The sequence below is a fragment of the Treponema zioleckii genome (genome assembly GCF_014737315.1).
GTDB lineage: Bacteria > Spirochaetota > Spirochaetia > Treponematales > Treponemataceae > Treponema_D > Treponema_D zioleckii.
This window is the reverse complement of sequence record NZ_JPUF01000001.1, coordinates 45,404-58,044: the sequence shown is the minus strand read 5'-3', so window position 1 is coordinate 58,044 and position 12,641 is coordinate 45,404. Positions and strand designations below refer to the sequence as shown.

The 12,641-nt window shown below is 42.9% G+C and carries 10 protein-coding genes; 9 read left to right on the top strand and 1 reads right to left on the bottom strand.

The window, feature by feature from the left end:
* Window positions 1-363 precede the first annotated feature (363 nt).
* The 9 genes from JI65_RS00235 (at window position 364) to malQ (ending at window position 10,883) form a co-directional block, all read left to right on the top strand.
* Entirely contained in the window at window positions 364-2,610 is a 2,247-nt protein-coding gene (locus JI65_RS00235) for a hypothetical protein (RefSeq protein WP_191013350.1), read from the top strand.
* A gap of 15 nt (window positions 2,611-2,625) precedes the next feature.
* Window positions 2,626-3,891 carry a hypothetical protein gene (locus JI65_RS00230; RefSeq protein ID WP_191013349.1) on the top strand — a complete coding sequence of 422 codons (1,266 nt, stop codon included), beginning with the start codon at window positions 2,626-2,628 and terminating at the stop codon, window positions 3,889-3,891.
* Window positions 3,892-4,174: 283 nt separating this feature from the next.
* A complete protein-coding gene (locus JI65_RS00225; RefSeq protein ID WP_191013348.1) occupies window positions 4,175-4,471 on the top strand; it encodes a hypothetical protein in 297 nt (98 codons plus the stop codon).
* Window positions 4,446-4,640 carry a hypothetical protein gene (locus tag JI65_RS00220; protein WP_191013347.1) on the top strand — a complete coding sequence of 65 codons (195 nt, stop codon included), beginning with the start codon at window positions 4,446-4,448 and terminating at the stop codon, window positions 4,638-4,640. The genes JI65_RS00225 and JI65_RS00220 overlap by 26 nt, the downstream gene beginning before the upstream one ends.
* 312 nt (window positions 4,641-4,952) lie before the next feature.
* Window positions 4,953-6,302, top strand: coding sequence for an ABC transporter substrate-binding protein (locus tag JI65_RS00215; protein ID WP_191013346.1), 1,350 nt, complete (start codon window positions 4,953-4,955; stop codon window positions 6,300-6,302).
* Between the two features lie 31 nt (window positions 6,303-6,333).
* Window positions 6,334-7,179: a carbohydrate ABC transporter permease gene (locus tag JI65_RS00210; protein ID WP_191013345.1), complete on the top strand. Its 846-nt coding sequence runs from the start codon at window positions 6,334-6,336 to the stop codon at window positions 7,177-7,179.
* Window positions 7,176-8,024: a carbohydrate ABC transporter permease gene (locus JI65_RS00205; protein ID WP_191013344.1), complete on the top strand. Its 849-nt coding sequence runs from the start codon at window positions 7,176-7,178 to the stop codon at window positions 8,022-8,024. The genes JI65_RS00210 and JI65_RS00205 overlap by 4 nt, the downstream gene beginning before the upstream one ends.
* A gap of 1 nt (window position 8,025) precedes the next feature.
* A complete protein-coding gene (locus tag JI65_RS00200; protein ID WP_191013343.1) occupies window positions 8,026-9,033 on the top strand; it encodes a LacI family DNA-binding transcriptional regulator in 1,008 nt (335 codons plus the stop codon).
* A gap of 365 nt (window positions 9,034-9,398) precedes the next feature.
* Complete coding sequence (gene malQ, locus JI65_RS00195; RefSeq protein ID WP_191013342.1) at window positions 9,399-10,883, top strand: 4-alpha-glucanotransferase; 1,485 nt, start codon at window positions 9,399-9,401, stop codon at window positions 10,881-10,883.
* A 3-nt stretch (window positions 10,884-10,886) separates the two neighbouring features.
* On the opposite strand, the gene JI65_RS00190 is transcribed toward malQ, so the two are convergent.
* A complete protein-coding gene (locus JI65_RS00190; protein ID WP_191013341.1) occupies window positions 10,887-12,569 on the bottom strand; it encodes an ATP-binding cassette domain-containing protein in 1,683 nt (560 codons plus the stop codon).
* Between the last annotated feature and the right edge of the window lie 72 nt (window positions 12,570-12,641).

Here is a 12,641-nt window from a genome sequence, read left to right as displayed (position 1 = left end):
TCAACTTGTGCGTTTCTCGCAAGTTTTCGGAAACGCACAAGCAAACTTTTCCGAACAAAAAAAGAACTTTTAGCGTTTCCCAAAACTCGCGCTCTGGTTAGACTTCTTGCAGGTGCTTCAACCTCGCCGCGACAAGCACGGCGGCGAGGTTGGGGTGCAGTTTTGTTGCTCGCGCATCGCAAGCAACTTTTAGGGGGCGGTCAACTCGCACCGATTATGCAGAATTTTCTAAAAATTTAAAATTATTTTTATGAAAATGTTGTTTTTAGTATTTGCTTGTGTTAAAATTCGCAAGGTAAATGAGTTTTCTCCTATTTAACAATCAATTAAAAAAGTTCTAATTTATACGAAGGAGGTTCGCTTATGAAACTCTACGCAAAAATTGGAATATTCTCTGCTTTATTCTCAATTTTATTATTCTCTTGTTCTGATTTGACAATGCCAGAATCAATTTCTGTAAAACATAAAGGCTCATTTGCAGTTCCGTTGGGTTCCGGCGAGTTTGCCATAAAAGACAAAATGTCTGCAGAGAAAATTCAGGAAATTCTTGACGAAAATACATCAGATTCAGAAGCAAGTGGGCTTCATTCCTCTGTGTATGACTACAACCCTACGGCGGAAGGAGCGAATCCTGATGACAACGGCGATAAAGTCATTCAGTATGCGCTAAATTACCCAATTGTGCAGATTCCGATTTCACTGAATTCTGATTCGAATCTGGATGAAATCACATTCGAATCTTCATTTTCTGCACCTGACCTTGAAAATACGGTTCAGCAAAATCTTACGGTAACTGGAGAAACGGTTCGGGTTTTTGAGCCAGGCGATAGTGAAGCGCCTATTGAAGGCGTGGGTCTGAACTTTAATATCACAAGCCCGGATTTTGAGGAGATGACAGTCAGGCGCGGACGATTCAAAATCACTTTGGCTCCTAACGGAACTCCTTCAGCAGATTTTCGTATGCGCGCAACTTTTACGCTAAAAAACGCTGCTACAGGTGAAGTTATTGCGGTGTCAGAACCTGTAGAAGTCGGTCATGGCGGGGACGCTTACATTGACCTTGCGGGAAGAACAATCGTTCAACAAATGCGGATTACTGCAAGCGGCACGATTTTGGGCGGAAGCGTCGGCACACAACGGCAATACACAGCTAGCGTAGGCCCGGAATCAAGCCTTACGCTTTCAAAAATCACCGGCGTTACAATGACGAACGACGACCTTGGCACCGACGGCACGATAAACATCAACGAACAGTTTCCGCTCACAGGTCTCAACAACAAACTTGACCACGCAACAATCGCACAGGGAACTCTCAATTTTAACTGCCAGCTTCCAGACGGCTGGACAGGCGTAAAATTGGACGAGCAAAATTTTACCCTCGGCGGCGGAATCAGCATTGAAAACAACGACTTTACAGACGTTCAGGCAGACGGCTACATTATAAACAAAACTGCAAGTCTTGCAGGCAAAACAGTAACTCCAAACCCCGTAACGACAAACGGAAGCTACATAAAAATCTCTTTGGAAAATGCCACAATCATTTTCCCGGAAAATTCGGACGATTTAAAAATTTCGCTCAACGGAAAATGCAACATTACGGAACTTACCGAGGTAGAAATCAGCCTTGCCGACATTGGCAACAAAAGTGGTTCAATCGACACTGGCTTGAATTTTTCGAGCATGATGAGCGACTTTCTTTCTGGCGACAATTCAGACTTAATCAACAATATCCAGTTCAAAGACATAAAAGGCTATCTTTTTATCAACGAACCTGGAATTGATGCCCTTAGCAGCTTTACGGCAAGCGGAAGCGTAACTGCAAATTACTCAGGAACTTCAAAACAATTTGTGCCATCAAACACCAATCTCCCAGTAAAGCGAACAATTAAAACTCTCGAAACCCTTGCAAACGAAAACCGAATGGTAACGAGCGAAGAATTGTTCGCGGAAGGCAATTACTCTTACGAAATTTCTTCCGACACACTTTGCGATGTCTTTAACGCAAGACCAGACAACTTAACCTTTGACTATAATTTCTCGCTTTCGGGAACGGGTTCATCGCTAACTATCAGCGGAGAAGAACTTAACGCACTATCTAAAGGGGCCGCCATAAACGTAAACATCGTTCTTGTAGTTCCGCTAAAAATCGAAATTACCGATACAACTGACGGCGTAAACGACAATTTCGTTACAATCAACGACGTTCTTGCACTGATGAGCGAAGATGCGGAAATCACGGAGGATATTCTAAAACGGGATTCCGCGGAAGACAGCGAAAAATGGAATGAATGGGCTGATGTGTTGAAGTCATTCCAGTTCAACTACAAAGTGATAAATTCCACAGGGCTTTCGTTCAATGCAACTTTGGAAGATAAAGGCGAGTCCGGCATCTTAAAAGAACTTGATTTTACGCCTGGCCAAGCCAACGCATTTGAGTTCACAAAAGATGAGGCAAAGTCGATTTTTACAACTTATCCATTCTTGCCAAAAATTCAGGCACAGATTGGAACAGGCGAAGTGACCGTTACAAGAAATGCAAAATTCGGACTTACCGGCTCTATAAAGCTTGAAACAGACGGAACCGTTGAACTATGGAACTCTAAGGATTAATGGGGGGTAACTAAAATGAAAAAGCAGATTTTACTTTCATCATTCGTTTTTTGTGTTATCTCATCTATAATAACAACAACAGCCGCTTTTGCGGACGAAAATCTTGCCGCAGATTTGTACAAACCAAACAGATATTTTGAGATTGGCGTGGATTCCGAGGCGGGAGGCGCAAACAATTATTTTTCTACGAGCAATCTTTTGGTCAAAGACCTGGTTATTGACTTTAATCAGATTTCAAATGATATTTCGGACGACGGATTGCAGTTTGGTGTCGCAACCCATGAAAAAGCGTTTGTAAACCTTAATATTGGCGAAAAATGCAGGCTGAGTTTTTTTGGCGGAGTTGACGCAACGGGATTTATGAGCATTTCCCACGATTTGTTCGCGTTCCTTGCAGAAGGAATTGAAATCGGAGAAAGTCGAAAAGTTGACGTAACCGGGCATTTTGAGACCTTCGTTCACGCGGGAGTTTCGCTCCAGACAAAAATCAAAGGCTTTGCCGTAAAATTTATGCCATCGTACTTCGTTCCGCTCGTTTACGTTCCAGAAACAACAGCGACGGGTTCGCTCTCCACAAAAGAAACAGGTGAAATTAAGGCGTATGCTTCCGCGCCTGTTGAAGTGTATTCTTGCGTGAGCTTGCAGAGTATGCTCGACGACAATAAGATTCCAGAAATCGCGGTCAACGAGATTTTAAGCAACGGCGGATTTGACTTTGGACTTGCCCTCGAAAAAAGATTCTTTCCGAGTCTTGACGCAGGCTTGTTCACACGCATTCCGATTGTTGCGGGAACCTTAAAGCACAAGGCGAGCACAAGCTATTACGCTTCATTCGAGACAAACGGCCTTCTTGGTAAGCTCAGCGACAGCGAGGAACACAACTCGGAGCACGGTCACACGGACTGGGAATATTCTGAAGAAGACTTTAAAATTCACAGACCGCTAAAAGTTGGCCTGAACGCTTCATGGCGACCTTTTGGCGGAGCCAAGTGGTTTAGAATCAATCCGATGGCTGCCATTGCCGTACGAAATCCGTACACTTCTGACTCAAAAATTTATGCAGAATATTCTTTAGATGCCCTTATTTCGGCTTTTAATATTTTTAATCTTACGTTCGGCACTTCGTACCTTGACGAAATGTTTTACCAAAAACTCGGCTTTGGATTCAACTTCCGCGTCATTGAGATTATTTGCCAGGCTCGCCTTGCAGGCACGGACTTTGCCACAAGTTTTTCAGGAACCGGTGCCTCTGCATACGCGGGCGTAAGAATCGGCTTCTAAAATTTTGTGGATTTTTATATTGGAATCCGATATAATATAAAAAGAAGTGCAACTAAAGTTTAGTTGGTCTTCTTCCATCAAAGGTAAATGACCTTTCGGTCACTGCCGTCTAGGGGTCAGACTAGGCGGCTATTTTTTCAGAAATGCGCGTTTTTACGGGCGCATAGGATAAACTGCTTGTAACAATGCAGAACCCTAGTTTTTCAACTTTCTTGTCCTTGAAAAAACGCCTTATGCCCATTAAAATCGATACAGATTATTTTAATTTTAACGGGAGAAAATAATGAAAAAGATTTTTACGATTTTAACCGCAGCATTGCTCGCTGCAAGCGGATTTTTGTTTACCAGCTGCGCAGGCGAAGACGGAGACGACGGACTTAGCGCAACAGAGCTTATTTTAAATGAGACTGGAAATAAGTGGTACAAGTACACAGATACTTCTGAGGAAAACTCAGTCCCAACAACTCAAGTTTCAAACTCTAGCAACTCTTTTACAGGAAATATTTACTTAAAATATGATACTTCATCTGACAACCTGATTATGGTTGTTGCAGGTGACAACTATTACGCAACAAAATAAAAAAGAACTTACAAGAGCTAAATGGGCAGCAAGTGCTGTAACTTTGAGAGTTTTAGGAAAAATTGAAACTCAAAATTCAGATCCAACAAGCGGAAAAACATGTCTTACAGATATTTCAAGCTGGGGAAATTTTACAATCGAAAATTTAATTCAAAAGTTATTTGAATAGGTTAATTACAGAAGATTAATTTCAATTAGCCTACGGTGGTTTCGGCTACGGTCAACCACCCACACCCATCTAAAAGCGCAATTCTGTGTCACCCCGAACTCGATTCGGGGTCTTATACTTTACAGGCAGGTAGTCTAGATTCTGAAATGAATTCAGCATGACAATTCTCTAAATTTTTTTTCCCCTCCCCGTTCATAAAATTCCTTAAATTTCTATAAAAAAAATTTGACAAAAATAAGAATGTTGAAATATCCTAGAAAAAAGTTTGGAAACGTTTCCAAAAATCATTCAGTCCTTTTTCAGGAGTTTATTATGAAAAGTTCAATCAAATTTGTATCTGCATTTGCAGCAGGAATGATTCTTGCCGCAGGAAGTGCGCTCTTTACGTCTTGCGGAGAGAAAAAAGCCACCGCAACAGTTCGCTACCTTAACTTCAAGCCAGAAGTAACGGAACAGTACAAGCAGCTTGCCGCTGAATACGAAAAAGCAACGGGCGTAAAAGTTATCGTTGAGACAGCCGCAAACAACTCTTACGAGCAAACTCTCATGTCAAAAATGGCTACAAAAGAAGCACCGACGCTCTTCCAGATTAACGGACCAAAAGGCTATGCACGATGGAAGGATTTTTGCGCAGATTTAAAAGACACTGATTTATACAAGCACCTGAGCGACAAATCAATCGCAGTTACGGCAGGAGACGGCGTATACGGAATTCCTTACGCAATCGAAGGCTACGGAATCATTTACAACAAAGCTCTCACAGATAAATATTTCGCTCTCGAAAACCGCGCGACAACTTTTACCAGCATGGACGAAATCAACAATTTTGCAAAACTCAAGGAACTCGTAAACGACATGCAGTCAAAGGCAAGCGAACTCGGAATCAAAGGCGTATTCGCTTCAACTTCTCTCAAATCCGGCGAGGACTGGCGATGGCAGACTCACCTTGCAAATCTTCCGGTTTACTACGAATTCAAAACAAACAACGTTGACCTTTCATCAGACGCAACAAACCGCATCTCGTTCCAGTACGGCGACAACTTTAAGAACATTCTTGACCTGTATCTGGAAAACTCAACCGTTGACAGAAAGACAGTCGGAACAAAAACCGTCGTGGATTCAATGTCTGAATTCGCACTCGAAGAATGCGTTATGGTTCAGAACGGAAACTGGGCTTGGGGACAGATTGAAGGCGTAAGCGGAAACAAAGTAAAGGCAGAGAACGTAAAATATCTCCCAATTTACACAGACGTTTCTGGCGAAGAAGGACAGGGATTGTGCGTTGGAACAGAGAATTTCTATTCAATCAACAGCCAGGCTTCGGAAGCTGACCAGAAAGCCGCGGCAGACTTCGTTTACTGGATGTTCTCAAGCGAAATCGGAAAACGTTACGTAACGAACGAACTTCGATTCATTGCACCATTCGACACATTCACAGATGCAGAACGTCCAACAGACCCGCTCGCAAAAGAAGTTATCAACTGGATGTCAAAACCAGGAATCACTTCCGTACCATGGAACTTCACGCTCTTTCCATCTCAGAAATTCAAGAACGACTTTGGCGCTTCGCTTCTCAAATATGCGCAGCAGCAGAAAGACTGGAGCGATGTAGCTTCTGACGTTGCCGCAAGCTGGGCAAAAGAAAGCGAATCAATCCAGTAAGTTTTGAATAAAGCAGAAAGGAGTCGGTAAAATGAGAAAATCAGTCGCCCGTTATTTCCCCATATTCGTACTTCCGACCTTGATTGCGTTCACGCTGTTCTTTGTAATTCCGTTCCTCATGGGAATCGGGCTTTCATTCACAAAGTTCACGACCGTAACGAATGCAAAATGGGTAGGATTTGAAAACTACATCAAAGCTTTTACGTTCGACAAAGAATTTGTCCATGCACTCGGATTTACGTCTTTGTTCACGCTTGTTTCGATGATAACAGTAAACGTGTTCGCCTTTTCGCTGGCACTCATACTGACCCGAAAACTAAACGGCACGACTTTTTTCCGTTCCGTCTTCTTTCTTCCGAACCTGATTGGCGGAATCGTCTTGGGCTACATCTGGAACCTGATGATTAACGGAGTCCTTTCGTACTTTGGAGTTGACATTACATTCAAGACCGAATACGGATTCTGGGGACTCGTAATCCTCACGAACTGGCAGCTCATCGGCTACATGATGGTAATCTACATTGCAGGCTTGCAGAATGTTCCGGACGAACTTTTGGAAGCCGCAAAGATTGACGGAGCTTCGGCATTCGCAACACTCATAAAAGTAAAGATTCCGATTGTAATGCCGTCAATCACAATCTGTATGTTCCTTACGCTGGCAAACACTTTTAAGATGTTCGACCAGAACCTTGCCCTTACGGCAGGCGCGCCGGAAAACACTACGGAAATGCTCGCCCTCAACATTTACAACACCTTCTACGGAAGAACAGGCTGGCAGGGCGTGGGACAGGCAAAGGCAGTAGTTTTCTTCCTTATTGTCGTTGCCCTCGCATTCCTGCAGCTAAAACTTACGACTCGAAAGGAGGTTGAACAATGAGATACGACAAAGTAAAAACTGCACGAATCAATTCAATTCTTTTTTACATGCTTATCGTGCTTTCAATAATTTTTCTTGTACCAATCGCTTTGGTACTCATAAATTCTTTTAAATCGCGGCTCTTTATTTCGAGCCAGCCGTTCGCCATGCCAAAAGGCGAAATGTTTGTAGGCTTTACGAACTATCTTACTGGCCTTACTTCATCAGGATTTTTCTTGGCGTTCTTGCGCTCTGCGTTCATAACGCTGTTCTCGGTTGGGCTTATTCTAGTCTGCACGTCCATGACTTCCTGGTTCATTGCGCGGGTTCGTAACCGATTCACGAAAGGTCTTTACTATCTATTTGCATTCAGCATGATTGTCCCTTTCCAAATGGTAATGTACACAATGACGTACATTGTAAACAGACTTAATTTTGACAATATTTTTGGAATCAACTTCGTTTACCTTGGATTCGGGGCGGGACTTTCGGTTTTTATGTTCACGGGCTTTATAAAATCGGTGCCAGTGGACATTGAAGAAGCCGCAGAGATTGACGGATGCTCGCCGCTCCAAACGTTCTTTCTGGTTGTCTTTCCGGTCCTAAAACCAACTACAATCACCGTGGCAATTCTTAACGCCATGTGGATTTGGAACGACTATCTTCTTCCGTATCTTGTACTCGGCACCGACGACAAAACGGTTCCAGTCGCGATACAGATTGCGATGCAAGGGGCTTACGGAGCAACCGATTACGGCGGATTCATGGCAATGCTCATGCTTGCAATCATTCCGATTATCGTCTTTTATCTTTTAGCACAACGCTATATCATCAGTGGAGTTATCTCTGGTGCTGTGAAAGGTTGATATGACTATAAAAGATATTGCGAAGGAATGCGGGGTTGGAGTTGGAACTGTTTCCCGTGTGTTAAACGGTCAGGCGGGAGTAAGCGAGGCTATGCGCGAAAAAGTTCAGCAAGTAATCGACAAATACGATTTTGTGCTGAACCAAAACGCGAAGCTGTTAAAAGAACAGGAACGGCACACAATTCTTATTCTGGTAAAAGGAATGTCGAGCATTTTGCTCAACTCCCTTTTGGAGTGCATTCAGAAACGCTTTGAAGAGCTTCCATACACCGCCGACGTTGTTGTGCTCGACGAGTACGAGAACGAAGCCCAATATGCCTGCCGGATTTTTTACGCACGAAAACCGATTGGCATAGTCTTCTTGGGCGGTACGCCAGACGTTTACAAAGATGATTTTGCAAAGCTGAAAGTTCCCTGCGTGCTCATTTCAAATCAGGCGCACTCGGTAAACAACAGCAATCTTTCGAGCATCAGCATTGATGACTGCGGTGGTTCTTCTTTTACGGCAGAATTTCTAATAAAAAACGGTCACAGGCAAATAGGCGTGATTGGCGGTGAACTTGAAAGTTCCGAGCTTTCTCGAAGACGCTACCAAAGTTTTTTGACGGTACTTGAGTCTCACGGGATTCCTTTTGATTTTGAGAAACAGTACGTCGCGGCAAAATACTCTTTTGAAGGCGGCGCACAGGCAGCAAAAAAACTGCTCGACCAAGTTCCAAACATCAGCGCAATATTCACAATGGCGGACGTAATGGCCATTGGTGCGATGCGGACTCTCGCTGACAGGGGGTATTCAGTTCCCAGAGATATTTCCGTTACAGGATTCGACGGTCTTGAAATTTCCCAGTACTGCACTCCGCGCCTTACGACGATTCGCCAAAAAACAGATTTGCTTGCGGAGCAAGGTCTTGCTCTTCTCTTAAAAAGCATTACCGAAAAAGCGCCGAACAACCATATTCTGATTCCCTTTGAATTTATTGAAGGGGAAAGCGTAAGCAACGTGCGCTAACATAACGAATCGAATTAGCTGTCATTCCGAAATTGATTCGGAATCTGTATGCCAAAATACAGGGGCGTCAAGAAACTGTCCAAAAAGTATTGTCATGCTGAACTTGTTTCAGCATCCACGCCCTATACAACGAACTTATTGGACAGTCCTAGTACAACGAATAATAGAGGTGTTCGAAAAGCTGAATTTTCCGAACGCCTCTAATAATTAACCGTCATTCCGAACTAGTTTCGAAATCTTTGTTTTGGGATTCGTTATACTAGCGGGGTTCCGCAGCAACTGTGTTGCACAGGATTCAGCATGACAATTATTTGATTTGTAATACTAGAGGCACAAAATTCGGGCAAAATTAAACGAGGCTATTTATGTCATACTTACAAAACCGTGCATCTGGAATTCTCATGCACATTTCATCATTGCCGGGAGAAACAGGAATCGGAACGCTGGGAAAACAGGCGTATTCCTTTGTTGATATGCTCAGTGCGAACAATCAGACCTACTGGCAGATGCTTCCAATCTGCCCGACAGGATTCGGGGATTCCCCTTACCAAAGTTTTTCTACCGCTGCCGGAAATCCGTATTTTATAGATTTTGAAGAGCTAGTAAAGGACGACTATATTGAATGTTCCGATTACAAGTTGATTAACTGGGGAAGCGATGAGCGACGAGCTGATTACGGTCTTTTGTACCAGAACCGAAGAAAAGTATTCAATATAATAGAAGAAAATTTCTTTCTGAACGTTCCGAACGACTACGAATCTTTCTGCAGCAAAAACGCAGACTGGCTTGACGATTATGCGACTTTTATGGCCATAAAAGACAAATACAACGGTGCGCCCCTTTCCCGTTGGGAAGACGGCCTCAAACTCCGGGAAAAACAGACTCTTTTGGAATTCAAAAACGGGCACGAAAAAGAAATTTCCTACTACAAAATGCTCCAATATTTGTTCTTTATGCAATGGAACAAACTTAAAAAATACGCCAACGAAAAAGGCATAAAAATCATCGGGGATTTGCCAATTTACGTTTCTGGCGACAGTGCCGACGTTTGGGCTTCGCCTGCGAATTTTCTGCTGAACGGAAACCTAAAACCTCTTGAAGTTGCAGGCTGCCCGCCGGACAGTTTTTCGGCAAACGGACAACTCTGGGGAAATCCGGTTTACAACTGGAAACACTTAAAATCCACGAATTATGAATGGTGGCAAAAACGGCTTGAACGGAGCCTTAAAACTTACGACATAATCCGAATCGACCACTTTCGGGGATTCGAGTCTTTTTACTGCATTCCGGCGGAAAATACAACTGCAGCAGGCGGAATCTGGCGGCCGGGTCCGGGCATGGATTTTTTTGAGGCGACAGGAATTCTTAAAAAACCAGTAATTGCCGAGGATTTGGGCTTTTTGACCGAAAGTGTCCGTCAGCTTTTAAAAGAAACAGGATTTCCGGGAATGAACGTTCTTCAATTCGCATTCGACACGCGGGACGAAAACGACTACTTTCCTGAAAATTATATTGCCAATTCGGTGGTTTATACTGGCACCCACGACAACGACACGATTTTGGGCTGGACGACTTCTGCCCCACAAGCGGATGTTTTAAGCGCGCTAAAATATTTTTCGCTCACAAGTACGGAAAAACTCCGAAAAAGCATGATGAAGGCCGCTTTAGAAAGTGCCTCGAACACTTGCATCCTTACAATGCAGGACATTATAGGAAGCAAAGAATGTTTTAGAATGAACACGCCTTCAAGCCAGAGCGGAAACTGGCAGTGGCGTGCCACAAATCAAGACCTGCTTGATGCGGACTGGAACTGGCTTAAAGACGCAACAAAAAAATCCGGGCGAGCATAAAATCTATTCCGCGGCGATAAAATCTTTTAACGGCTTACCTTCTGGCTTTTCCAAAAGCGAAATCGTTCCGTTTTTATCGTAAAGAATCACTTTGTCGCAGAGCGACTGAAAAACCGCATCATCGTGCGTGATGCAGATTCCGGTTTTGCCGCAAAGTGATTTTTTCGTTACCAAAAGCATTTTCTCTTTCGTAAACTCATCGAGAGAAACAAATCCTTCGTCAATAAAATAATGATTTTTTGATTTTAACTGATGCAAAAATCTTGCAAGCCCTACCCGCTGTCTTTCCCCGCCAGAAATATTCTCGCCGCCGCTTCCAAGAAGTCTTCCGTCGAGTTTTTCAAGTTCAAGAATCTTTACAAATTCCGCATATTCACTTTCGTCAATCTTGTCGCCTAAAAAAATATTTTCTTTGAGAGTCAGATTAAAAATGTCAGGATTTTGGGAAAACCACGCAACATCCTCAAAAACATGAACCGAAGAAACGTCATTTTTGCCGCTCAAAAAATGAACCGCGCCGGTTTGAGGAGACTGCAAGCCCAAAAGAAGGTTCACGAGCGAACTTTTTCCAAGCCCCGACTGTCCCACAAGTGCATAATGAAAATTCTCGCCGATTTTTAGGCTTGCGTTCTTCAAAATGAAGTTTTCGTTCAGCGAGAACGACACGGAATCAATATTATAGAAAAATTCTTTTGAATCAGTTTTTAGAGCCTTTTTAGAAAAAGTCGTATTCTCGCCCAAAAAAAGCGAGAGCGAATTCAGCGCGCCAGCAGTGTGAAAAATCGAATCTGAAATTCCCTGAAAGCTGTTCATGCCGCTTTGAAGAAGATTGTAATAAGTTATGACGAGCACAAAAGTTCCGAAGGAAACCGAGCCTTCCAAAACGGACTTACCGAGAATCGCGACAATCACAATGTTAAGGCACGGCCGGAACAAATTGCCGACGCTCGTAAAAATCAAATCAAAAAAGAAATTCAGGCGGAATTCAATTTTACGAACCGTAGCAAGAACTTTTAAAATTTTTCTTTCCGCGAACTTTAGCGATTGTTCGGAAGCAAAAAGTGACTTGTTTCCGCGAATAAAATCATAAATGAGTGCCGTGGAAGAACTGCTTTTTTCAATAAAATTCATCAAAATTGTAGAAAAAAGTTTGTTGTTCAAAAGGTAAGCAAAAAAATAAAGCAGAAAAAGAACTGCACAAAAGATTCCCACGAGCTGATTTTTGTAAAAAAGAATGCCGACAATCACGCAATTCTGAATTATCAAGAAAAAATTCCGCAGATTGTACGGAGCAAAAAAGTTCATGACGACTTCGAGAGAATTTTCCATGAGTTTCGCAAAAAATCCCTCGCCCTTCGTTCGGATGTAAAGCGGATTTCGGCTCAAAATTGAGCGGACAAGATTCACCTGAATTTTATTCTTAATGCCGATTTGAATTTTTCCGTAAAAAAATGTAACCAGATTTCCAAGCGCAAATGCCAAAACATAAAAAAGGCCGGCGGCATACAAAATGCGAACCGAAAAATTTCCCGTCTGAATGTCGTTTATAAAATGCTCAATAAAAAACGGCACAACAACCGTTGCCGACTGAATAAGAACGCACAGCAAAGAAACTGCAAACAGCACAAAAATACTCCGCCGCCCAACAGTCATCGAAACAAAATTAAAGAGTTTTTTTAATGTCATAGAGCTGTCTCCTTTTTTTAAATCAATTCTTAAAAAAAAACCCCGAATCTCGCAGGGAAATTCGGGGCTTGT